Below are 23,614 nucleotides of genomic sequence, written 5' to 3' on the forward strand. Positions count from 1 at the left end.
GATCCCATCGACCTGACGACGCAGATTCCGCGCTGGACGCCCCAACGACGCGACAGGCAGCAAAGACTCGATCACCGCCCACGCCGCATCACTCAGATCATGCCGCCCCGCAACCTCAGCCACGACCCCGCAGCATGCCGAACCCGCAGGTCAGACACCACTTCCGAAACAGGCCCTAGGCAGATCGAACAGGCTGAGGTGTCGTCATGCATCGGACGGCCTGTCCTGTGTCTGCAGTGCGACGACGGGCACAACGGGCGCCGCTGTCGAACGACTCCACGTCCGAGGTCGCATCGTCTGCAACGATCTCCGGCTCCCAAAGGGCCTCCTGACCATGAAGCTGGACCTTGCCATCCCCATCGAGTTCCGCGACCGCCCACTCGATCGACTGCAGCTGCCGCGGCATCGACCAGACCATCACGAGGACGAGCGGCATCTTCTCGCGAACTGCCTCCAGCACGATCGTGGTCTCGGGACAGTCGGAACCAGTCGCGACCTTCTCAGGGAAGTCACCCTCCCAGAGCATCGCCGGGGGCGGCGCCGCGACGAAGCCGCTCAAGCAGGTCGGGCTCGAGGCAAGTTCCTCACGGCCCCCGGGGCCTCAGGGACACGCCACACGTATGCGAGACAGTCGTTGACTACGGCGAGCTCATAGCCGCCAGGGGCCAGAGTGTGCGACCGGCCAGCAGGTTCTGGGTCTGAGAAGGGTGGGGGTCAAAGGGTCGGCACAGGCAAGGTGCACCTCCAGCGGACGGCTGCTCGGAGGCGGAAGACGTCGGTCACCGTCAGCGCGGCGGGGTTCGGCTGCTTGCAGCGCGGCGTCGTGGTCTTGTCCATCGGGTTGGAACGCAGCGCATCATGAACGATCGCGCGGTCCAGCACCGCCTTGAACGCCATCCGCACCTGCGCGGCCGTGACGACCATGTCGTGCGGCCCCTTCCTGCCCGCCTCGATGATCCCGTCGATCCATGCCTGGCACCTCGCTGTGGTCAGCTCGTGAAGCCGGAGCCTGCCCAGCTTCGGCACCATGAGCGTCCCGAGGAGCCGCTCGTACTCATCGACGGTCTGCGGTCGACGCCGTGCATTCGGCCACGCCGACTGCACGCGCAACTCGTCGATCCACTGCCGGGCAGCCAGGCCGACCGTGCTGTCGTGCTTGAGATCGGCCGATCCCATCGGCCGCCTGAGCCGATCGTCGATCTCGGCCTGCACGGCGAGCCGTGCCGCGGCCCGAGTCTTGCGGCTCCGCGAGATCTGCGTCTCCGTGCCGTCGAGCAGTCGCACACGAACGCGCGCCTGGAACGACCCGCTCAAGGTCTGCTTGATGAAGATCTCGCCGTGCTCGCCAACCTTCAGCCTCTCGTGAGCCATCCCGCTCACCAGCCCGATCCGGAGCCGGCGCCAGGCTCACCGTCAACGGGGACGGTCCGGGCGTCGAGCCACGCACGGACGTCCGACTCCTCGAACATCAGGTGCCGACCGATGACGTACGCCTTGGGCGCAGTCCCTCTCTTGCGCCAGGTGTGCACCGTCGCGCGGCTCACGTGGACCTTGTCGCAGAGCTCGTCGAGCGTCCACATCGGGGTGTGTGACAGGGTTTCGCTTCTAGTGACCATGGACCTCAGGTGCGTCACCGACGCCGGCGTCCAAGGTCGATCGAGGTCGTTCGCATGCATGCTCGGTGAGCACTCGCGTGGAATCTCGCGTGGAATCTCGCGTGGAATCACGGTCGTCCTGGTCCTCTCCTCGAGGACTTCGGGGAACGACGAAGGCCGTTGACCAGGACCTTCATCCTGACCAACGGCCTTCAAGGAGTGGAGCTAGGGGGATTCGAACCCCCGACCTTCTCATTGCGAACGAGACGCGCTACCAACTGCGCCATAGCCCCTCAAGCGAGGAACAGACTAGCACCCCGGGGGCGGGGTCTACCAAACCGGCCGTCCCCGGGGGAGCTACTGCCCCGCAGCCCGACGGCGAGCGAGGATCTCGTTGAGGTCGAGGCCGAGCGTCTCGGTCGACGGCTTGCGCTCGTCGCCCACGGCGGGCTCGGGCGCCCCTGACGGTGCGTCCGCGGCCGCCTCCGCCTCGATCACCGGGGCGGGCGCCGTGGCCGCCCGGGTGGGCGAGACGACGTCGTCGTCCGTGAGCGGCGCGGGCTCGCGGCGCGGGGCCGTGGGCTTCATCGTGTACGTGGGCGGCGGCACGGGGACCGGGTCCCAGGCGCGGCCCGAGGGCACGTGGTCCTCGTCGGCAGGTGCGACCTCGACCTCGACGACCTCCGCGACCTCGACCGCGACCTCCGCGACGACGTCGGCCGGACCAGCACCCGCAGAGGCGGGCTCCTCGGAGCCGGGGTCCTCGGCCGCGGCGCTCGACGACGTGGCCCGCTCCCGCGGCGACGCGGCCGCGGCGGACCCCCCGGAGAGCGCGGCAGCGGTGGCGTTGGCCCGCGCGAGGTCCTGGGGCGTGACGCGCGGGATCATCTGCGTGCTCACCTGCGACCCGTGCACGGCACGGCCGGTGACGCGCGGTCGGGCGCCCCGAGGTGCGGGCGGCGCCCCCAGGACGGTCCCGCGCGCGGCGCGGGCGGCGGCACGCCGCTCGGCCAGCCACGCGGCGTCGGACCGCTGCGCGGCGAGCACCGCACGGCGGCCCAGCACGAGCACGAGGCCGAGGACCGCCGTCGGGACCACGCCGGCCCACCACGGGAGGTACCCGAGCGCGACGACGACCCACACCGCGACGCTCGCGAGGAGCAGCACGACCGTGAGCGCGAGACGACGGCGCGCCGCGGCGGCGCGCCGTTCGAGGAGGGCGAGGCGGGACTGCTCGGACGCCGGCTGACGGCGCGGCGGTGCGCCGCGCGAGGGTGACGCGCTGTCGGTGCTCCCCATGGCGTGCGTTCCCTCCTCCTCGTGCGTCCGGCCGGTCGGCCGGTCCTGCGTCGCCGCTCCCCCGAGGAGGGCGCGACCCCCGTCCGCGGACGGACCCGGGCCGATCGACGCGACGGCCGCGACGCCGTCGAGCCGTGCGTCCCAGCCGCCCGAGCCCCCGCCGCCCGGGCCGGCGACGGCCAGGACGCGCAGGGAACCGGAGAAGCGGTCGTCCGTGCGCGCCTCCAGCAGCTGCTGCCGGTGACGCACCCGGTGCGGGACGTAGAACCCGACCCACAGCAGGAACACCGCGAGCGCGACGATCCCCGAGGCCGATTCCACATCCCGACCGTAGGCGAGGCGTGCGGCCACGGTCCGCACGCGCTCCGGCGTGTCGGTGGGCTCAGATGGTCTCGCGACGCGTCGCCTGCCAGCGCGCGAGGAGCCCGTCGGGGACCTCCTCGCTCGTGATCGCGAAGGTGCGGTGGTCGCGCCAGGCCCCCTGGATGTGCAGGAACCGCTCGCGCACGCCCTCGTCGCGCAGGCCCAGCTTCTCCACGACGCGCAGGCTCGGGCCGTTCTCCGGACGGATGTTGATCTCGATGCGGTGCAGGCCGAGGACGGCGAAGCAGTAGTCCGTCGCCATGGCGACGGCGGTCGGGATGACGCCCCGCCCCGCGACGTGCTCGCTCACCCAGTAGCCGATGCTCGCGCCGCACAGCGACCCGTACGTGATGGAGGAGACCGTGAGCTGCCCGACGAGCTCGCCGTCGAGCTCGACGGCGAACGGCAGCGACGACCCGGCGCGGGCCTGGGCGGACAGGACGCGGACGTACTCCGCGAAGGTCGGCGGCCCTCCCCCTGCGCCCGGGCGCGGCGACGTCCCCTCCCAGCGCTCCAGCCAGTCCGCGTTGTGCGCGCGCAGGCGCATCCACGCGTTCGCGTCGCGACGGCGCAGCGGCCGCAGGACGATCGACCCGCCCAGCGTGTCGTCCCGCAGGGTCACGGGCCACGGCTTGGTGACGGTCCAGCCGCGCGTGATCTTGTGCGTCATGCGGCGGTGACCGTCCTCGGGAGCTGTCGGCGGGCACGAGCGGGCGCCCGGTCCTCGGTGCACAGGGTGGCACCACCGGGCACCCGCGCGCCACCGACCGGTGACGGGGGCACCCGGTGGTGCGACCGCGGGATCAGCCGAGCGTGACGACGACCTTCGCCTCGGTGCCCTCCGGCAGCGCGGGGATCGGGGCCGCCGGGTCGTGCTCGACGCCGTCGACCGTCACCGAGCGCACGCCCTTCGACACGTGGTCGGGGTTGCGGACCTCGATGTCGTAGACGGCGCCGCGCCACTCGCGGCGCACCTCGAACCCGTCCCAGTCCGTCGGGATCGACGGGTCGACGACCAGGCCGTCGAGCGCGAGGCGCACGCCGAGGACGTACTTGGTCACGGCGGTGTACATCCAGCCGGCCGTGCCCGTGAGCCACGGGTTCTGTGCCTTGCCGAACCACTCGTGGTCGCGGCCGTAGAGGAACTGGACGTACGCGTACGGCTCCGCGCCGCGCACCTCGATGTTGTCGTTCTGGTGGTACGGCAGGATCGCGTCGTAGAACTGCACCGCCTCGTCGCCGCGCCCGAGCATCGCCTCGGCGATGATCGGCCACGCGTTGGGGTGGGAGAAGATCGCGGCGTTCTCCTTGATGCCTGGGTACACGCGCGTGACGAACCCGACCGTGTCGTCGACCTTCGTGAACGCCGGCCAGTTGAGGTGGTTGCCGTACTCGGAGCCGAGCAGCTCGCGCACCGCGTCCATCGACGCCTCGCCGCGCTCCTGGCTCGTGATGCCCGCGATGACGGGCCACGCCTGGTGCTCGAGGAAGATCTTGCCCTCCTCGTTCTCGGCCGAGCCGATCTTCACGCCGTCGCGCGTGTAGCCGCGGATCCACCAGCGGCCGTCCCAGAGCTGGGCGTCCGCGACCTTCGCGATGCGCTCGCGCTCGGCCGTGAACCGCGCGACGTCGGCCTCGGCCCGCTCGTCGCCCGCCGCGGCGAGCGGCTCCGCGATCTCGAGGAACGCGCCGATCGCCCACGCGTGCAGGAACGTCACGAGCGACGTCTCGCCGCCGCCGAGGTTGAGGCAGTCGTTCCAGTCGGCACGCAGACCGAGCGCGACGCCGTTCTGGCCCACCTGCTGCGCGGAGAACTCGAGCGCCCGGACCAGGTGGTCGTAGACCGTGCCGGGCGTGCCCTCGGCGAACGGGATCTCCAGGTCGAGGAACGCGCGGTCACCCGTCTCCTTGACGTACTCGACGATCGACGGCACGAGCCACAGGTGGTCGTCCGAGCACGTGTCCTCGAGCCCGTGGATGAGGTCCTTCGGTTCGACCGTGGGCACGATCGTCGGCGACGGGACGTCGGGCAGCTTCTCGGCGTCGGGGTCGAACGCCTTCGGGTCGAACAGGTGCAGGCCGTACCCGGCCTCCGTCTGCGCGCGCAGGAGCTCGACGATGCGCTGGCGCGTCTTCGTCGGGTTCGAGTGGATGACGCTCATGACGTCCTGCGCGGTGTCGCGGTACCCGAGGCCCGCGCGGCCGCCCACCTCGACGAACGACGCGAAGCGCGACCACTGCACGCACGTCTCCGCCTGGAGGAGGGTCCACGAGTTGATCATCGTGTTCATGCCCTCGTGGGGCGTGCGGATCCGCAGCTTGTCCTGCTTGGCGCGCCAGAACGCGCGGAGCCGTGCGCGCTCGGCGTCGACCGTCGCGAGGTCCGAGTACTTCGCCTGGATCGCGCGACCGGCCGCGTCGCGCGAGCCGTAGCCGAGCATGTAGACGAGGCGCTTGGTCTCGCCCGGCGCGAGCGTGATCTTGTGCTGGAGCGAGCCGCAGTGGTTCTGCGTCGTCGCGGACTCGTTCGACCCGTGCCCGCGCTCGATCGCGATCGGGTTCGCCTCGGACCGGTACGGGCCGATGAAGTTGTCGCGCAGCGAGTCGTACGACGACGGCGTCTCGCTCGACGCGAAGAAGTGGTACGTCCACGGCTCGTAGTAGAAGTCGTACTCGATGATCCCGTCCTCGTAGGAGGACCCGGACGCGTAGAGCGACATCTGCAGGTTCTGGTTGTCGATCGTGATCGTGTGGAAGCTGAACTCCACGTACGACCCGACGGTGAGCTCGCGCACCTCGTCCGTCGTGTTCGTCAGCCGGACGTCCCAGACCTCGACGTCGTCGTCCACGGGGATGAAGACCGTCTGCTCCGCGTCCACGCCCTTGTACTCGGCACGGAACGTCGAGTAGCCGAGCCCGTGCCGGGTCGTCCACCGGCCCGCGCCGCCCGCCGGGTCGAGCTCCTCGCCGGGGCCGACGAACGGCTTGCCGACCGGCTGCCACGACACCGACCAGCAGTCGCCGTCCGCGTCGTCGCGCAGGTACACGTAGTGGCCCGGCCGGTCGACCGGGACGCCGTTCTGCCGGAAGCGCGTGATCCGGCCGTACTGCGAGCTCTTGTAGTACGAGTACCCCCCGCCGGTGTGCGACAGCACGGTGCACAGGTTCTTGCTGCCGAGGTAGTTCGTCCACGAGACGGGGACGTCGGGGCGCTCGACGACGTACTCGTCGTGCGCGGTGTCGAAGTGGCCGTAGCGCATCGTTGCTCTGGTTCCTGTCGTGGGGGGTGGGGCTGGGTGGGGCGGGGGTGGGAAGGGTTCGGCGCCGTCAGACGCCGGCGGTGACGAACCCCTGGAGCCACTCGAGGAGCTCGGCGGCCTTCTCGGGAGAGTCCGCCTCGACGAACATGCGCAGGACGGGCTCGGTGCCGGAGAACCGCAGGAGCGCCCAGTTGTCGTTCTCGAGGAGGATCTTGGTGCCGTCGAGGTGGGAGACCGAGACGACGGGGTACGGGCCGACGTGCGTGAGCGGCTCGGCCTCGAGGCGCCGTGGCACCTCGACGCGCATCTCCGGCGTCGCCGGCACGCCCGCCTCGAGCGTGTACAGGCGGCCCGTGATCTCGTAGATCATCGCGCGCAGCTCGGAGATCCGCTTGCCCGTGCGCGCCAGCATCTCGGCGACCAGGGCGCACGCGAAGATGCCGTCCTTGCCGAGGATCCAGCCGCGGATCGTCAGACCGCCCGACGACTCGCCACCGAGCACGGCGCCGATCTCCTCCATGCCCGCGGTGACGTGCTTGAAGCCGACCTTCACCTCGCGCGACTCCTCGCCGAAGTGCGCGGCGAGCCGGTCGAGCAGGTGCGTCGTCGCGAGGTTGCGCACGACGCCGCCCTTCTCGCCACGGACCTCGTGCAGGTACCAGTACAGGAGGAGGAGCAGGTCGTTCGTCGAGATGTACTCGCCGGTCTCGTCGACGATGCCGATGCGGTCGGAGTCGCCGTCCGTGGCCATGCCGAGGTCGTAGCGCCCCCCGCCCTGCTGGATCATCGTCACGAGCGTGCTCAGGCGCTGCAGGTCCGGCGCGGGCGCGACGCCGCCGAACAGCGGGTTGTGCGCCGCGTGGATGAACTCCGAGCGCACGCGCATGTCGGACAGGATCGTGCCGAGCGTGAGCTGGCTCGTGCCGTACATCGGGTCGACGACGACCTGCAGGTCGGAGCCGCGCACCGCCTCGACGTCGATGATCTTCTCGATCGCGTCGACGTAGGGGTCGGTGAGCGACCGGTCGACCACGACGCCCGTGCGACGCGCCACGTCGATGTCGAGCGTGATGACGTCGTCGACCGAGAGCGCGTTGGCCTCGTCCTGGTAGCGGTCCGTCTCGTCGTCGAGCGGCAGCGAGCCGTCCTGGCGGAACACCTTCATGCCGTTCCACTCGGGCGGGTTGTGGCTCGACGTGACGATGATCCCGTAGGCCGCCCCGAGGTAGGGCGCGGCGAACGTCACGAGCGGGGTCGGGACGTCGTCGGGCAGGAGCGTGACCGCGATGTTGTTGCCCGCGAACACCTCGGCCGCCGCGATGGCCGACTCGCGCGAGAGGAAGCGGCGGTCGCCGCCGATCACGACGCCCTTGCCGTCGAGGCCGCGGCGGATCGTCTCGTTCGCGATCGCCTGGCACAGGCGGCGCACGTTCGCGAGCGTGTACCCCTCGCCGATGACCGCGCGCCAGCCACCGGTGCCGAACACGATCTTGGTGTCCGTGTTCTTCTTCGGGACGAACAGGCGCTTGAGCACGATGTCCGCCGCCTGCGCGAGCTCGTCCGGTGTGTTGATGCCGCGCACCTCGTCCACGTCGACGATCCGGTACGACGAGATCCGCTTCCCCGCGCCGATGACGCGGCGAGCGAGCTCCGTGAGCCGGTGCTCGCCGTCGGACGCCATGCGCTCCAGCTCGCCGAACAGCAGACCCGGCGCCGCCACGTACGCGCCCACGTTGATCTCCGTGCGCGGCTCGGCGACGCCGCCCGCCTCGGACGACTCGAGGATCGCCGCGATCTCGCCCTCGGCGCGCACCACGCGGCCGTAGCCGTCCGGGTCGTCCACGACGGCGGAGAGGAGCGACAGGTCGGCGCCCGTGAGGGTGTGGCGCGTGAGCAGGCCCAGGAGCGACTCCGAGCGCAGCAGCGGCGTGTCCGCGTACGCGACGAGCACCGGCTCGTCGACCCCGAGCCCCAGCACCGACGCGACCGCCCCGCGCGCCGCGAGGACCGCGTCGCCCGTGCCGAGCGGCGCCTCCTGCTCCACGTACACGACGTCCTCGCCGAGCAGCTCGCGCACGGTCGGGTCGTCCGGCGCCACGACGACGACGATGCGGCTCGCGTCCACCACCCGCCGGACGTTCGCCACGGCCAGCTCGACGACGGTCGCGCTGCCCAGCGGCTGGGACAGGAGGTCGCGCGACGCGGCGTCGTGCCCCGCGGCGAGCACGACGGCGGCCCTCGCGGTCCGGCTGTGCGCGCCACCTCGCGGTCGCGGGGTCGTGGCGCTGGGCTTCGCGGGCGTCGTCGCGGTCATGGCGTCCTCACTGGTCGACCTCTGTCGGACTACGACTCATTTGTCAGGAGTCCGAACTACTGGCTCTCCCTGATCATAGGCACCCGGGACCCGTCGAAGGAACCCGATCCGGACCGCCAGGGCCGAAGGTCACCCGCGCTGCGTCCGCGTGGAAGCCCGAGCCGGGTGACAATAGGGACATGAGTGGCCCGGTCCAGCCGTACCCCCTGCACGGAAGCATCGAAGCCGAGGACGCGAAGGAGATCCTCCGCAAGGCCATCCGCACCAACCGCCAGGCGCGGTCCGAGCGGCTCCGCAAGGAAGCGGCCGCCGCGATCGCCGACGTCGTCGAGACCATCCCCGAGGTCGCCGCCGCCACGTGCGTCGCGACCTACGCCGCCCGCCCCGCGGAGCCCGGCACCACGGAGATGCTCGAACGGCTCTCCGCGCGCGGCGTGCGCATCCTGCTGCCCGTGCTCGGCGCCGGCCTGCAGCGCGACTGGGCCCTGTACGACGGCCCGGCCGACCTCCAGGTCCGCGCCCCCGGCCGACCACCCGAACCCGGCACCCCGCCGCTCGGCGCCGAGGCCATCGCCCAGGCCGACGTCGTCGTCGCCCCCGCGCTCGCCGTCGACTCGCGCGGCGTCCGGCTCGGCCAGGGCGGCGGGTGGTACGACCGCGCCCTCGAGCACCTGCGCCCCGGGACCAAGGTCGTCGCCGTCGTCTTCCCCGAGGAGGTCTTCGACGCCTCCGACCGCCCGCTCCCGGTCGAGTCCCACGACAAGACCGTCGACGCCGTCGCGACCCCCCTCGGCTGGCGCTGGCTCCCGTAGCGTCTCCGCGCGGGCCTGCTCCACGACACGCGCGTTCGGGCTGCGTCGGTCGGTTCCGGCCCGCCACCCCGTGCGGTCGGGGTGACGTGGGTGACCGGTCGGGCTGCCGCTCCGTCGCCACAGGGCGCGCGTGGTGACGAGATGCGAGAAGTGGCCCCTGATACGGGGCCCGGAGGGGCAACTTCTCGCATCTCAGCCGGGGGCCATCCCGCCATCGGTGGCACGGCGGCGCGCCCGGGCCGAGCGTGGCCGCCGGACCCGGGCCGCGGCTCGTGCGGTGACGGGCACCAGACCCCACCCGACCGGCGGACCCGACCCTGCGGGCCGTGAACCGAACCGAGGACTACGGGACGAGGGTGAGCTCGTCCTTGCTGGCGTCGGCGACGGCCTGGGTGGAGAACGGCCAGTCGTAGGTCTCGCCGCGGGCCCAGGTCTTGAGCTGGTCGGAGTAGTGCGTGGACGCGGGGTGGCCGGACGTGCCGGTGACGGTGACCCACGTGGAGCGGTCGAGGTCGTCGAGGTCGACGACCATCCGCATCGACGGGCCGGCCGTCACGTCGAACGACCCGGACGCCGCGTCCCACGCGGTGGCGTTGACGATCGAGGAGCCGCCGGGCATGCCGACGGGGTCGGGGTTGACCCAGCTGCGGACGGGGCCGGGGATGGACTCGCCGCCGAGGATCGGGTGCTCGAGCGCGAGCACGTGGAGCTTGCCCCAGGCCCAGTCGGAGGGCTGCTTGCTCTGCTCGACGGTCAGGTCGAGGCGGGCGGACACGAGCGCCTGCGTGAGGACCTCGTCGCGCGTCTCCACGACGCTCACCGTCTGACGGTCGTCCCAGAACGGGTCGGTCGGGTTCTCGAGGAGATTCTCCACGACGGCGAGCCAGCGGCTCCCGCCGTTCGGGCGCGCCGACTCGGGCAGGTCGTCCCAGAAGGTGAGCTGGAGCAGGTTGCGCCAGACGGCGGCGAAGTAGGCGGCCGCGGCGGAGTCGGTGTCGGTCCGGTAGTCCCAGTCCGCGAGGAGCGCCTGGCCCTCGGCGGCGAAGCCGTCGTCGATCTCCTGGTCGAGCAGGAGCGGCACGAGCACCTCGGCGTAGGGGCTGCGGTCGTCGGTCTGGATCTCGTTCATCGTGTCGACGTCGACGGGTCGTCCGGCGGAGATCTCGGCCTCGAGGAGCTGGCGGATGCGCTGCGAGCGGTAGCCGTAGTCCCAGTCGGTCGTGAGGAACGGCGCGACGCCGGTGGGCAGGACCGCCTGGTTGGCGGCCACGACGAACCCCTCGGCCGGGTCGACGACGCGCGGCATCTGCTCGCTCGGGACGTAGCCCTGCCAGTCGTAGCGCTCGTCGGAGCCGTCGCGGGGCCACGTGCCGTCGGAGGGCACCTCGGCGTCGGGCACCGCCTGGCGGACCGGGATCTTGCCGGGCGCCTGGTAGCCGATGTGGCCGTCCACCGTCGCGAAGACGATGTTCTGCGCGGGCACCTCGAACAGCGCCGCGGCGGCCTGCATGTCGTCGGCGTCCTGGGCGAGGTTGAACGCGAAGACCGCGTCGGCGGTGCGGCCCGGCTCGAGCGCGGTCCACTGGAGGGAGACGGCGTACTCGCCCAGGCGCGTGTCGAGCGAGGGGGTGTCGACGGCAGACTCGGTCGCGGGGATCGCTTCGGAGACGATCGGCCCGTGCACGGTCGAGCGGATCTCGAGCTCGACGTCCTCGCCCCCGGCGACGCTCAGCGTCTCGGTGCGGGTCTCGAGCGGCACCCACTCGTCGCCGCGCAGGTAGGTGTCGTCGCGCACGCGCTCGACGAAGAAGTCGGTCACGTCGGCGCCCATGTTGGTCAGGCCCCAGGCGAGCTGCGCGTTGTGGCCGATGATGACGCCGGGGAACCCGGCGAACGAGAAGCCCGCGACGTCGAACGCGCACTGCGGCCCGACCTCGTTGCAGTGCAGGCCGACCTGCGCCCAGATCCCGGGGGCGCCGAGGGCCAGGTGCGGGTCGTTCGCGAGGATCGGCTTGCCGCTGACGGTGTGGTCGCCGGAGACGACCCAGGAGTTGGAGCCGGTACCCTCGCCGCGCCCGATGAGGACGGGGACGGCGTCGAGCGCGCGGTCCGCGGCCTCGAGCGCGCCCCGGAGGTGGTCCGAGCCGTAGGCGGCGCGCGCCTCGGGGCCGAGCTCGAGCGCGACCTGCTGCGGGTTGTCGAGCTCGCCGGGGTCGAGGATCGGCGCGTTGACGTCGGACGGGTAGGCGGGGAACAGCGCGGCGACGCGAGCCGGGTCCTGGAGGGTGCTGTACGACAGCGCGCGCTCGAGCTCGTCGTCGTAGTTGCCGCGCAGGTCCCACGCCATCGCCTTGAGCCAGGCGAGCGAGTCGACGGGGTCCCAGGGCTCGGGCTCGGCGACGTCGACCTGGAGGCCGAGCACGGTGTACTCGATCGCGATCTCGGACGGGCTGCGGTTCTCGAGGTACGCGTTGACGCCCTCGGCGTAGGCCTGGAGGTACGCCTTCGTCTCGGGTGAGACGACGTCCCACTCCTCCTCGGCGACCTGCCGCCAGCCGAACGTCCGCGTCACGGTGTCGGCGGCGATCGCGTCGGGGTTGTCGCCCACGAGCTCCGCGAGCCGGCCCGCGGTGACGTGCCGGCGGTAGTCCATCTCGAAGAAGCGGTCCTGCGCCTGGACGTAGCCCTGGGCGCGGAAGAGGTCCTCGGGGGTGTCCGCGTAGATCTGCGGCACGCCCTGGGCGTCGCGCAGCACCGTGACCTGGGCGTCGAGCCCGGGGAGCTCGACCTCGCCGGAGGTCTGCGGCAGCGGCCGGCGCACGGTGACGACGACGAGCGCGGCGCCCGCGACGAGCGCGAGGACGAGCAGCACGGCCACGCCGATCAGGACGCGCCGACGGCCGGACCGACGACGTCGGGGCGGGGCCGCGGTCTCGACCGGGCTCGCGGGGTCGGCACCGGGGACGGCGTCACCGGCGGGGGCCTCGGCGGGTTCGTGCACAGACACGGATGCGAGACTACCCGGCCGAGGGCGAGCGCCGGTCCGCGTATGATTAGCACTCGGAAGTTTCGAGTGCCAGGCGGTGTTGACACCGACGACCCGGCCGAGACCGACCCGATCCCGACCCGCCGGTGGCCGCCCCGACGGCCGTCTCGTGAACGAGGAGAACCCGTGCCCACCTACGCGTACACGTGCACCGCCTGCGGTCACGCCTTCGACATCCACCAGTCGTTCAGCGACGACGCCCTGACGGTGTGCCCCGAGTGCTCGGGCCGCCTGCGCAAGGTGTTCTCCTCGGTCGGCGTGACGTTCAAGGGCTCGGGCTTCTACCGCACGGACTCGCGCTCGGGCGGGAAGTCCTCGACGACGCCCGCCGCGTCGAAGCCCGCCGCGTCCTCCGCGGCGTCCGGCACGAGCAGCGCGTCCGGCGGCACGAGCAGCACCTCGTCCGCGTCGGGCGGCTCGACCACCTCCTCCTGACCTGACGCCCCGGGACGCCGGACCGAGGCGGCCCGGCCGACGGCGGTCGACCACAGCCCCGCACAGGACGGTGTCGGCGGCATCGGCCACGCGCCCCGTCCACAGGCCCGCACCGGTCTGCGCCCGCCCTGGGTGCGCGCACGGCTACGGTCGCGCCCATGCTGCGTCCCTCCCGCCCGCCGACCCCCCACCCGCGACCTGACCGCGCGCCGGTGCGGCGTCGGCTGCTGCGCGGGTGGTGGTGGCGGTCGCGCTTCGTCGTGGCCGCGCTGTGCTGCGGTGCCGCGGCGTCCGTGGTCGTCGGCGCGCTCCGCCCTCCCCCGCCACCGACCGCACCGGCGGTCGTCACGACCCGCGAGGTGCCGGCGGGTGCCGTGCTGACGGACGCGGACCTCCGCGTGGACCCCGTGGCGGCGGAGCTCGTCCCGGCGGGCTCCGCCGCCACGCCCGACGACGTCGTCGGGCGCCGCGCGACCGTCGCCCTGCCCGCGGGCACCCTGCTGCAGGACGCGCTCGTCGCCGGCGGCGAGCTCGCCGCCGCTGCTCCCACGGGCACGGTCGTCGCACCCGTCCGGCTCGACCCCGGTGTCGCCGCCCTCCTCGGCCCGGGAGACCGCGTCGACCTCCTCGCCGCCGGTGACCAGGTGACGACGCCGCTCGCCGGAGTGCCGACCGACGGCCAGGAGCCGCCGGCCGCGGATCCCTACCTCGCCCGCGCGGCCGTCGTCGTGCCCGCACCGGAGCCCGACGGCGGGGGCGGGCTGCTCGGCGCGGGCGGGGCGGGCGCGGACGTCGTGACGCTCGTCGCGGTGCGTCCCGAGGAGGCGGTCCGGCTCGCTTCCGTGAGCGGGCAGGCGAGCGTCACGGCCGTCCTCGTGCCCTGACGGACGGCCCGGGCGCACCGACGGGTGAACCGGCCGCCGGTGCCCGACCCGCCGGGCGAGGCCGTTGCCGGGCGGCGCCCGCGTTGGGAGGATCGGGCGTGCACCTGTCGTGGCCCCGCCGCCACGCGGACCACCGACCTGAGAGGGAAGCAGCACATGAAGGGCGTGTTCCAGGGATTCAAGGAGTTCGTGCTCCGAGGCAACGCGATCGACCTGGCGGTCGGCGTCGTCATCGGCGCGGCGTTCTCCTCGGTCGTCGACGCGATCGTCACCTACCTGATCAACCCGATCATCGGCGCCATCTTCGGCAAGCCGGACATCTCAAACCTGTGGGACATCACGTTGCGACCCGCCCACGGCAACGTCGAGGCCTCGGTCCTCTCCGTCGGCGGCCTCCTCAACGCGATCCTGCAGTTCCTCATCATCGCGATCGCGCTCTACTTCGTCATCGTCCTCCCGATGAACAAGCTCGCCGAGCGTCGCAAGCAGGACGTCGAGCCCGAGCCCGAGGCACCGGCCGAGGACGTGCGCGTCCTCCAGGAGATCCGCGACCTCCTCGCCGCGCAGGCGGGCGACGGCCCGGGCGGTGCACCCGGCGGCCCGACGCCGCCGCGCGGCCTCTGAGCAGGAGCCGCCCCGCCGCCGCCTGCGATCACGCGTCGCGCGGCGGTCTCGGACGAACCCGGGGTTGCTCCTCACCTCACGCCGTGAGCGGGGAACGACCCCGGGTTCGGCACGTCAGCGAGCAGCGCGGCGCCGACGACCGCCGCCACGGACCGGCCGCGGGACTCGTCCGCGCGCGTCAGTGGCGCGCGGTCAGTGCCGCCCGTAGTGCGGCGGGACGTCCCGGAGCAGCCGGTCGTCGTTCTCGCCCCGCCCCCCACGTCCCGGCGCCGCCTCGTCGCCCCAGCCCTCGGACCGCTCGTCGGCGCTCACCCCGGACACGATCTCGCTCTCCGTCCCCCGTCGCACGGCCCGCCGCGGCCGCCGACGCCGCACCGCGCCGTCGGGCACGTCGTTCGGGCGGTCAGGACTCGGGTCGGACGTGGTGCTCACGCCTCCATCGTCGCACCGCCGAAGCGTCCGACGTCGAACCACCACCCATGCCGTCATGACGCGAGGTCAGCCGGCACGGGACCCCGCGCGACGTGATGACTCGTCGGCGACGAGCACGCGTCATCTCAGGCAGCAGCCCGCGGTGAGACGACATGGCGGGGTGGGAGGCGGCGTCGGGTCGTGGCGGGCCTGGCGGGAGCCGCGAGGGACGAGCGGCGGATGGTAGACCCGGCGCCGCCTCCCACCCCGCACCCAACCCGACCAGGCGGGCAGTCGCTCCCCCGACCCCGCGCCCACGGTGACGACCCCGAACGGGTCGGCCGAAAGTCAGAGGTCGTCGTCGCCGTGCTGCTCGTCGTCGTCGATCACGGGCACGACGACGATCCGGTCGCCCCCGCCGGTCTGCGCGACGCCTCCGGTCTCGGGCAGCCGCGCGTCGCGCACCGCCTGCACGACCCGACGGATGCGCTCGGCCTCCTTGGCGGGGTCGAGGAACGCGGCGGCGGACCACACCTGGGCGACGGTCCACCCGATGCGCTCGAGGCGTTCGGCCACCTGCCGGTCCCGCACGCGCACGCTGCGCTCGGCGACGTACGCGGCGTCGTCGGTGAGGACGGCGACGAGGAGCTCGCCGGGCAGGTCGGGATGCCCGACGACGAGCGGGATGCGGTCGCCGTCGCCGATGCCGTAGTCGGTCTCGACGACGAGGCCGGCCCGCCAGAGGCGCTCGGCGAGGTCGAGCACGAGGCGGTCGGGGCTGCCGCCGAGGTCGACGCCGTTGCCGAGGGTCACCTGGTCGGCGGCGCCGCTGCGCTGCTCGGCGAGGTCGAGGACCTCGGCGAGCAGCCGGGCGCCGGCGCCGCGGAGCCGCTCGGGGTCGAGGTCGCCCGCGGTGAAGCACGACACGACGTGCAGGCGGCGGCGGGTGGCGCCGACGGAGTCGAGCAGCATGGCCTCGGCACCGGGGGTGTTGAGGATGCCGAACCGGTGGAGCACGCGCCCGTGCGGGGTGCGGCCGAACCCGACGGACAGGACGATCGTGTCGCGCACGAGCCCGGCGACGCCGGACACGTCCGCGACGACCACCGGCTCCTCGCGCGCCCCGGAGAAGAATCCGGCGAGCGCGGGGTTCTGGCGCACCTCGACGAGGAGGGCGTCGCGGATGCGGTCGGCGTGCAGGGGCGTGACGGTGACGATCGCGAGCGACTCGTCGGGCCGCGTGAGCGCGTGCTCGATGGCGACCTCCACGACGCGGTCGACCTCGGCCTGGGTGCTCTCGACCGCGCCGGACGTCGGGTCGGGCATGCCGGCGCCGTCGACGACGTCGAGCTGGACCAGGACCTCGGCGCGGGGCAGGGGCGCAGGGCGCAGGACGCCGTCGTAGCCGTGCTCGGCGAGGAAGGTCGTGACGAAGGGGTCGCGTCGCGAGCCGTCGGCGAGCAGCTCGACCGTCGGGAGCAGCTCGGCGAGCTCGCGGACCGTCTCGGTCGAGGCGGCGCGCGGGTCGCCGACCGCGACGACCTGCCGCCCGCGCGCGAGCGCGGAGAGCACGAGCTCGACGGGCGCGTGCTCGATCGCGTCGAGGACCACGAGGTCGACGGTGCGCGTCGCAGGGACGAGGTGCGGCACGAGGGTCGGCGTCGCGACGAGCACGGGGCGCAGGCGCCGCAGCACGGCGGGGTGCTTCTCGGCCGTCTCCCGCAGGCTCACGAGGCGGCCCTCGAGCAGCTCGGTGAACAGTTCCTCGGCCTCGTCGCGGTGCTCGCGCATCGCGGTCCCGAGGTGCTCGCGGACCGCCGCGCGGACGGGTGCGGCCAGCGACGCGACGTGCGTGCGGTCGAGGTCGCGGAACCGGCGGGCGAGCGCGTCGAGGCCGGCGCCGTCCTGCCCGGCCAGGGCCTGGTCCTGCGCGAGCACCTGCTCGAACACGGAGCTCCACCACGCGAGCTCGAGCTCGGGGCCCACGAAGTCGGGCTCGACGCGGCGCACGGCGAGGTCGGCGAGGAGCTCGCCGAGACCGAGGTCGGTGAGCCTGCGCAGGATCGCGGTCCGCGCGGGGAGGGAGTCGAGGGACTCGGCGTCCTCGGCGAGCGCGTCGAGGCGCGCCGCGAGCGCGTCGAGCGGGGCGTCGAGGAGGTCCCGGCCCCCGGGGGTGCCGTCGAGCGCGGGCTCGAGCTCCTCCACGTCGATGCGCACGGCCTCGTGCGTGTCCTCGATCGCGGACAGCCCCTCGGGCAGCACGGGCCAGCCGCCGCGCGGGCACTGCTCCTGCCAGACCGCCCGCTGCGCCTGCACCTCGACGAGCGCGGCGTGCAGGTCGGGCACGCGGACGCCGGGGCGGACCATGTCGCGCGCCTGACGGTGCAGACGTCGGCGGGCGAACCAGCCCATCTCGATGCCGCGCTCCGCGCGCCACTGCTTCGTCGCTGTCGCCTCGACCATGTCCTGCGCGGTGCGCTCGAAGATGAGGGGCTGGAACACGTCGAGCGTGCCGCGCATGCCGCCGAGCATGGTGAGCTGGTCGCCCCACTGGCGAAGCGTCGTCGCGGGCGTCAGCCCGGTGCGCTGGGCGACCTGCTCGACCTGTGCGCGCAGCTGCGGGAGCGTGTGGGTGCGCAGGCGCTCGACGCGCACGAGCGCGTCGTGGGCCTCCTGGGGCGTGGTGAGGGCGGCGCCGTACCAGGGGGTCGAGGTCGCGCGCGCGGTGAAGGCGCCGAGCAGCGCCGCCTCGCGCAGCTCGGCCGCGATCCGCTCCCGCTGCGGCCCGACGCCGAGCACGACCTCGGTCGTGAGGCGCACCCGGGTGTCGGGGGCCGGTCGCTCGGCGGTGAGCCGGGCGAGCGCCTGGAGCGCGTCGTAGGCGGAGACGCCCCACGGCTCGCGCACGAGGTGCAGCGCCTCGATGTACCCGGCGAGCCGGGCGCGCGCGCCGAGCAGCGCGTCGCGCGTGCGCGCGAGGTCCTCGTCCTCGCCCGGCTCGGGCTCGGTCGCCATCGCGGACAGGAGGCGGTGCGACGCCGTCTCGCGCCACGTCGGCTCGGGGACGACGTCGAGCACGAGGCCGCCCAGGCCGAGCTCGTCGAGCCGCGCGAGGAGCGCGTCCGCGGCCCGGCGGTGACCCGGGACGTAGAGCACGTGGCGCCCGGACGCCGCGGCCTCGGCGACGACGGCCGCGAGCGTGCCCGCGACGTCGGACCCGGCCGGCGCGTCGACGAAGAGGTGCGACCCGCTCGCGAGCACGTCGACGACGTGGCGCTGGGACGGGTCGAGGTCGCCGGCACCGCGCTCGTGCACGGGGTCCGCGTCGCCGACGCGCGGCGCGGGCAGCTCGGCGCGCAGCGCGGTGGCGGAGCGCTCGTCCCCGGCCAGCGCGGCGACGACCTCGTGCCGTTCCAGGGCGGGCGCCAGCTCGTCGAGGTCGTCGACGAGTACCTGCCCCGGGTGCACGAACGTGCCGACGAGGACGCGGTGGGTCAGGTCGAAGTCGTCGAGGACGGCCTCGCCGAGCGCGGCGATACGGCGGGTCGCGTCACCGGGGTCGAAGCCCGCGCCGGTGAACGTGGAGCGTGCGAGCGTCACCGGGTCGAGGAGCGCGCCGTGCGCGCGCAGCGTCCGCGCGAGGAGCGGGTTGATCTCGGCCGTCGGCTCGAGGGTCAGCTCGTAGTCGGTCTCGCCGTCCCCGCGCGGGGTGACGGTCAGGGGGCGCAGGAGCACGGGGGCGCGCACGGTCCGGGACGTCGGCTCCTGCTCGGCCTCCTCGACCGCGCCCCGGGGCTGACGGCCGGCGTCGGGGACGTGCGCGCCGTCGGTCCCGTCGCGCTCGTCGGAGACCGTGGGACGGTCCTCGCCCGTGGCGCCACCGGGGCCGGGGCCGGCCTCGCCGGGGTCGACGACGTCGTCGTCCCCGCTCGGGACGACCGTCGCGGGGGCGCGCCCGGCGACCCGGGCGAGCGCGGCGACGTCGTCCTCGGCGAGCGGCGCCGAGAGGCTCTGGGTCCAGGTCGCCACGCCGATCGCCAGGTACGTGGGCGCGACGCCGTAGCGCTGGGCGTGCTCGGCGGCGCGGACCACGACGGCGCGCGCGCGGCGTCGCGCGGCGGGCAGCGACCCGCCCTCGCGGAACAGGTTGGAGAGCCGGGTCGGCCGCCCGGCGAAGAGCTGGGCGACGCCCGAGGGGTGGGCCGCCGTGAGGTCGACGACGGCGTCGCCGAGCAGCGAGACGTCGGCGAGCGACGACCCGCCGGCGAGCTCGACGAGCCCGGCGCGCCACCGCGCCACCGCCTCGTCGACGAGGTCGGCCGTCGTGGGCTCGGGGACGAGCACGGGGCGGGGCGGCGTCACGTCGGCTGCCTCGGCGGCGGGCTGGTCGGTCCCACCGGGAGCGGTAGCGGGCAGCCGAGCAGGATCGGCCACGCTCCGGGCGGCTGAGCTGGTGCGGGCTGCGGCATTCACCCTCCGACGCTAACCGTCCGCCTCGCGAGGCCCGGCGCGGCGCGCCGGAGGGTCGGCGACCCGGACCGTCGGGCGGTACCGGGCCGCGGCCGCCCGACGGCCGGACGTGCGCGAGGCTGCGACGAGGCAGGACGACGAACGGCCCCGGATCACGAGAATTCGTGTTCCGAGGCCGTCGTTCCGAACTATTCCGGGATGTTCTCCCGGAGAAGTGTGAAACAGCGCGCACCGCGCAGGGGGCAGGCGATGCGCGCTGTCGAGGACTATCTTGCACGGCGAGATGCCAGGCGTCAACACGGCCCACGCTCCTGGACGGGTGAATCACGCGCGCGGCCCGGAAGCGCCTGAGAACCACCTGGACGAGCGTCCACAACTCGCGCGGGATTCTGCGATTCCTGTGGCTCGCGCGGCCGCCTCCGCCCTGTGGCGGGGACCACACGGCGCTCGTCTCCCCGGGCCCGGCGACGGTCGGCGCGGACCTCGGCAGGATACGTCGCCGCCCCTCCCCGCCGCGGTGCCCCGACCGGCGGCGTCACAGGATCTCTCCCGTTCCTCTGAGCCCCCGGCACGACGCCCCTGAGCGAGGTCCACACGAGCGGCCTACCGTGGGAGGACGCCCGTGGCCCGACGCCGGTCCCTGGCGCGCGGCCGACGTCCACGGCCGGTGGCGGCGGGTGGTCCTGACCCGCCGACGACCGGAAACCCGCACCACGTGACGACGCCCCCAGCACCCCGCCCCGACAGCGACGACTCCCCCGCACAGCGCCCCGCGCCCCACGACGCCGGGCGCGAGGCAGGACGTGCCGCCGCGGAGACCGCGCCCGCGAAGGAGCGCGAGGCCCCCGCCCGGCTCTCCCTCACGCAGGTCCTCGCGAGCTCTCTCGCCGCCGTGAGCACCACGGTGCTGCTGTCGTACTTCGGGACCGCGGGCACGATCATCGGCGCCGGCATCGCGAGCGCGCTCACCGTCGTCGCGAACTACGTCTACACGCGCTCGATCCAGAAGACGCGCGAGCAGCTCGTGCCCGTCGTCGGCAAGGTCGTGCAGGTGACCACCGGTGGGAGCACCCCGCGCGAGCGCGCGACGACCACCACCGTCACGACCGCCGTCGCGAGCGTGCCGCGCGGGACGGTCGTCGTCGACGGCTCGGCGCCGGAGGCGGACTCGGCCACGGGGACGGCGGCGGACTCGGCCACGGGGGCGGAGGCCGCCCTCGCGCTGGGCGGCGACGCGACCGGGGGCGCCGACGGCGACCCGGTGGCCCCCGAGGGCACGGAGCCGGAGCCGCCGCAGAACGCCTGGCTGCGGCTCGTCGACCGCTACGGCCGCGGGCGCGTCCTGACCGTGTCGGCGCTCGCGCTGTTCGTCGTGGTGATGGGTGTCGTCCTCGTGGTCGAGCTCGCGATCGGCAAGCCGATCTCGGACGCCGTGCGAGGCGTGGAGGGCTCGGGGACGACGATCAGCCGCGAGCGCCCGACCGGGACCGACGCTCCCGCGACGCCCGCGCCGTCGGACCCGGCCGTGGACCCGTCGACCGTGCCGACCCAGGACCCGGCGCCGTCGACGACGCCGACGGACGAGCCGTCCACGACCCCGACCCCGGACCCCACCGAGAGCCCCACCGTGGAGCCCTCACCGGAGCCGACGACGCCGGACCCCGGTCCCTCGACCACGCCCGACCCCGGCACGGGAACGGGTGAGGGCGCCGAGGCCGAGACGGGCGGGAGCACGGGCACGGCGCCCACCCCCGCGCCCTCCACACCCGCGTCCGCCTGAGGACGGCCGAGGGCACGACGGCGGTGGGCGGATCCGAGTCCGTGCGCGTCCGCCCACCGCACGACCGCCCGCGCACCGACCACCTGGCCAGGGTCGCTCCCGTCGTCGGGCGCGGGCTCGGTCACCGTGCGGGCAGCGTGACGGGCGTCGTGGGCCGCGGGTCGAAGCAGGCGAGGAAGCGCCGCACGACGTCGGCGTCCGTGACCGTGGTCGCGCGGGCCAGCACGTCGTCCGCGGCCGCGATGTCGCTGCTGAGGCTGCGCACGGCGGGGTGCTCGGCATGGGATCGCCGGCCCAAAGATCGTGAGCCGCGGTGATGCTCGGTGCGCCTGGCCAGATTCGAACTGGCGACACCCGCTTTAGGAGAGCGGTGCTCTATCCCCTGAGCTACAGGCGCGCGGCCCCGGGGAACGGGCCGGGGGACAGCCTAGCCGTCGGCGACGGTCGGAGGCGAAGCGCACCTGCGACCGGCCGCGGCTGCCGGGCCGGACCGCGGCTGGCGGGCGAGGATGGGCCCATGCCCACCGGACGTGCCGACGCGCCACGCCGCGTCCTCCTCGACTGCGACCCCGGCCACGACGACGCGATCGCGATGCTGCTCGCGCACGGCAGCCCCGCCGTCGAGCTCGTGGCCGTGACGACGGTCGCGGGGAACCAGACGCTGGAGAAGGTCACGCGCAACGCGCTCGCCGTCGCCGAGCTCGCGGGGATCGACGTCCCGGTCGCGGCCGGGTGCGACCGGCCGCTCGTGCGGCCGCGGATCGTCGCACCGGACATCCACGGCGAGTCCGGGATGGACGGGCCGGTCCTGCCCGCCCCGCGGCGCGCCGTCGACCGCCGCCACGCGGTCGACCTCGTCGTGGAGACGGTCATGGGCGCGGAGCCCGGGGAGATCACGCTCGTGCCGACCGGGCCGCTGACGAACGTCGCGATGGCGGCGCGCCGGGAGCCGCGCATCGTGCCGCGCGTGCGGGAGGTCGTGATGATGGGCGGCGGCTACCACGGGGGCAACCGCACGCCGGTCGCGGAGTTCAACGTGCTCGCCGACCCGGAGGCGGCACACGTGGTGCTGCACGAGGCGTGGCCGGTGACGATGGTCGGGCTGGACCTGACCCACCAGGCCGTCGCGACGCCGGACGTGCGCGACCGGCTCTCCGCGCTCGGCACACCGGCCGCCCGGTTCGTCGGCGAGCTGCTCGACTTCTACGGGGCGACGTACCGCTCGGCGCAGGGCTTCCCCTACCCGCCGGTCCACGACCCGTGCGCGGTGGCGGCCGTGATCGACCCGGAGGTCATGACGACGCGCCGCGCCCCGCTGGACGTCGAGCTCCACGGCGCACTGACCACCGGCATGACGGTCGCGGACCTGCGCGGCGACGAGCCGGGCCCCGACGAGTGCCGCACCCAGGTCGCGGTCACGCTCGACCACGCCCGGTTCTGGGACCTCGTCGTGGACGCGCTCGCGCGCGTCGGGGACGTCTGACCTGCGAGTCAGACCTGCGAGTCAGCCGAGCACGGCCCGGAGGAACTCCTGCGTGCGCTCGTGCCGCGGCGCGGTGAACATCGTCTCGGGGTCGGCCTGCTCGACGATGTGCCCGTGGTCGAACATCAGCACGCGGTCGGAGACCTCGCGCGCGAACTGCATCTCGTGCGTGACGAGCAGCATGGTGATGTCCGTGGTCGCCGCGACGTCGCGCAGGACGCCGAGGACGTCGGCGACGATCTCCGGGTCGAGCGCCGACGTGACCTCGTCGAGCAGCAGGATCTCCGGGTCCATCGCGAGCGCACGGGCGATGGCCACGCGCTGCTGCTGCCCGCCCGAGAGCTGGTTGGTGCGGAAGTCGCGCTTGTCGGACAGCCCGACCTGCTCGAGGAGCTGCTCGGCACGGACCACCGCCTCGTCCTTGGACCGTCCGAGCACGTGGACCGGCGCCTCGACGACGTTCTCCAGCACGGACATGTTGGGGAACAGGTTGAACTGCTGGAACACCATGCCGACGCGGTTGCGCACGACCCGGCGCCGCTTCTCCGGGACCGCGACCCGGCGCTGCCCCCGGTACTCGTGCGTGTAGGGGTCGCCGTCGACGAGGATGAGCCCGCCGTCGGCCTCCTCGAGCGTCATGAGCAGACGCAGGATCGTCGTCTTGCCGGACCCGGAGGGTCCGATCAACGTCACGCGCTCGCCCTGCGGGACGGTGAAGTCGAGCCCGTCGAGCACGACGTTGTCGCCGAACCGCTTGACGACGTCGCGGAACTCGATAGCGGGCGCGACGCCTCGGTCCGCGGTGTCGGCCTGGTCGGTGGTCACGGTCGTCCTCCCG

18 protein-coding genes and 2 tRNA genes are annotated in these 23,614 nt (G+C 73.8%); 6 read left to right on the plus strand and 14 right to left on the minus strand.

The genetic code is table 11. The features are described from left to right. Positions 1-175: 175 nt before the first annotated feature. The 8 genes from ACZ402_RS15300 to ACZ402_RS15335 all read right to left on the minus strand — a co-directional run bounded on the left by ACZ402_RS15300 (position 176) and on the right by ACZ402_RS15335 (position 8,831). Positions 176-559, minus strand: a complete 384-nt coding sequence (locus tag ACZ402_RS15300) for a hypothetical protein (protein WP_375825281.1) — start codon at positions 557-559, stop codon at positions 176-178. Positions 560-714: 155 nt separating this feature from the next. Next, positions 715-1,380: a hypothetical protein gene (locus ACZ402_RS15305; RefSeq protein WP_375825280.1), complete on the minus strand. Its 666-nt coding sequence runs from the start codon at positions 1,378-1,380 to the stop codon at positions 715-717. Then, positions 1,377-1,580 (minus strand): helix-turn-helix transcriptional regulator, encoded by a 204-nt coding sequence (locus tag ACZ402_RS15310; RefSeq protein WP_375825279.1) that lies wholly within the window; start codon positions 1,578-1,580, stop codon positions 1,377-1,379. The genes ACZ402_RS15305 and ACZ402_RS15310 overlap by 4 nt, the downstream gene beginning before the upstream one ends. A 235-nt stretch (positions 1,581-1,815) precedes the next feature. Continuing rightward, positions 1,816-1,888 (minus strand) — tRNA-Ala (locus ACZ402_RS15315). Positions 1,889-1,952: 64 nt separating this feature from the next. Then, positions 1,953-3,215 carry a hypothetical protein gene (locus ACZ402_RS15320; protein WP_375825278.1) on the minus strand — a complete coding sequence of 421 codons (1,263 nt, stop codon included), beginning with the start codon at positions 3,213-3,215 and terminating at the stop codon, positions 1,953-1,955. A 61-nt stretch (positions 3,216-3,276) separates the two neighbouring features. Continuing rightward, positions 3,277-3,927 (minus strand): GNAT family N-acetyltransferase, encoded by a 651-nt coding sequence (locus tag ACZ402_RS15325; RefSeq protein ID WP_375825277.1) that lies wholly within the window; start codon positions 3,925-3,927, stop codon positions 3,277-3,279. Between the two features lie 133 nt (positions 3,928-4,060). Further along, positions 4,061-6,517, minus strand: coding sequence for a glycoside hydrolase family 94 protein (locus ACZ402_RS15330; RefSeq protein WP_375825276.1), 2,457 nt, complete (start codon positions 6,515-6,517; stop codon positions 4,061-4,063). Between the two features lie 67 nt (positions 6,518-6,584). Continuing rightward, positions 6,585-8,831, minus strand: a complete 2,247-nt coding sequence (locus ACZ402_RS15335) for an NTP transferase domain-containing protein (RefSeq protein ID WP_375825274.1) — start codon at positions 8,829-8,831, stop codon at positions 6,585-6,587. Positions 8,832-9,010: 179 nt separating this feature from the next. Between ACZ402_RS15335 and ACZ402_RS15340 the strand changes: the two genes are divergently transcribed. Beyond that, positions 9,011-9,643 carry a 5-formyltetrahydrofolate cyclo-ligase gene (locus tag ACZ402_RS15340; RefSeq protein WP_375825273.1) on the plus strand — a complete coding sequence of 211 codons (633 nt, stop codon included), beginning with the start codon at positions 9,011-9,013 and terminating at the stop codon, positions 9,641-9,643. A 343-nt stretch (positions 9,644-9,986) separates the two neighbouring features. On the opposite strand, the gene ACZ402_RS15345 is transcribed toward ACZ402_RS15340, so the two are convergent. Further along, positions 9,987-12,650, minus strand: a complete 2,664-nt coding sequence (locus tag ACZ402_RS15345) for a penicillin acylase family protein (protein ID WP_375825272.1) — start codon at positions 12,648-12,650, stop codon at positions 9,987-9,989. 165 nt (positions 12,651-12,815) lie between these two features. Between ACZ402_RS15345 and ACZ402_RS15350 the strand changes: the two genes are divergently transcribed. From ACZ402_RS15350 to mscL, 3 genes are all read left to right on the plus strand, one after another. After that, complete coding sequence (locus ACZ402_RS15350) at positions 12,816-13,124, plus strand: FmdB family zinc ribbon protein (protein WP_375825271.1); 309 nt, start codon at positions 12,816-12,818, stop codon at positions 13,122-13,124. 158 nt (positions 13,125-13,282) lie between these two features. Next, positions 13,283-14,008 carry an SAF domain-containing protein gene (locus ACZ402_RS15355; protein ID WP_375825270.1) on the plus strand — a complete coding sequence of 242 codons (726 nt, stop codon included), beginning with the start codon at positions 13,283-13,285 and terminating at the stop codon, positions 14,006-14,008. A 156-nt stretch (positions 14,009-14,164) separates the two neighbouring features. Then, positions 14,165-14,632 (plus strand): large conductance mechanosensitive channel protein MscL, encoded by a 468-nt coding sequence (gene mscL / locus ACZ402_RS15360; RefSeq protein ID WP_375825269.1) that lies wholly within the window; start codon positions 14,165-14,167, stop codon positions 14,630-14,632. Between the two features lie 192 nt (positions 14,633-14,824). Here mscL and ACZ402_RS15365 read toward each other — a convergent pair whose 3' ends face one another. Further along, on the minus strand, positions 14,825-15,064 hold the full coding sequence (locus ACZ402_RS15365) for a hypothetical protein (protein WP_375825268.1): 240 nt from the start codon (positions 15,062-15,064) through the stop codon (positions 14,825-14,827). Positions 15,065-15,391: 327 nt separating this feature from the next. After that, positions 15,392-19,405 (minus strand): hypothetical protein, encoded by a 4,014-nt coding sequence (locus ACZ402_RS15370; protein WP_375825267.1) that lies wholly within the window; start codon positions 19,403-19,405, stop codon positions 15,392-15,394. A gap of 823 nt (positions 19,406-20,228) precedes the next feature. Between ACZ402_RS15370 and ACZ402_RS15375 the strand changes: the two genes are divergently transcribed. Further along, on the plus strand, positions 20,229-21,293 hold the full coding sequence (locus tag ACZ402_RS15375) for a hypothetical protein (RefSeq protein WP_375825266.1): 1,065 nt from the start codon (positions 20,229-20,231) through the stop codon (positions 21,291-21,293). Between the two features lie 121 nt (positions 21,294-21,414). Here the strand turns inward: ACZ402_RS15375 and ACZ402_RS15380 are convergent, their stop codons facing one another. Both ACZ402_RS15380 and ACZ402_RS15385 read right to left on the minus strand, forming a co-directional pair. Continuing rightward, a complete protein-coding gene (locus ACZ402_RS15380; RefSeq protein WP_375825265.1) occupies positions 21,415-21,558 on the minus strand; it encodes a hypothetical protein in 144 nt (47 codons plus the stop codon). A gap of 59 nt (positions 21,559-21,617) precedes the next feature. Beyond that, positions 21,618-21,690 (minus strand) — tRNA-Arg (locus tag ACZ402_RS15385). A 120-nt stretch (positions 21,691-21,810) separates the two neighbouring features. Here ACZ402_RS15385 and uriH point away from each other — a divergent pair. Then, on the plus strand, positions 21,811-22,776 hold the full coding sequence (gene uriH / locus ACZ402_RS15390) for a uridine-preferring nucleoside hydrolase UriH (protein ID WP_375825264.1): 966 nt from the start codon (positions 21,811-21,813) through the stop codon (positions 22,774-22,776). Positions 22,777-22,797: 21 nt separating this feature from the next. Here the strand turns inward: uriH and ehuA are convergent, their stop codons facing one another. Continuing rightward, the gene (ehuA, locus tag ACZ402_RS15395) at positions 22,798-23,601 is read right to left on the minus strand and encodes an ectoine/hydroxyectoine ABC transporter ATP-binding protein EhuA (protein WP_375825263.1); all 804 of its coding nucleotides are present in this window, start codon (positions 23,599-23,601) and stop codon (positions 22,798-22,800) included. Positions 23,602-23,614: the final 13 nt, after the last annotated feature.

The sequence above is a fragment of the Cellulosimicrobium sp. NPDC030954 genome (assembly GCF_055571305.1).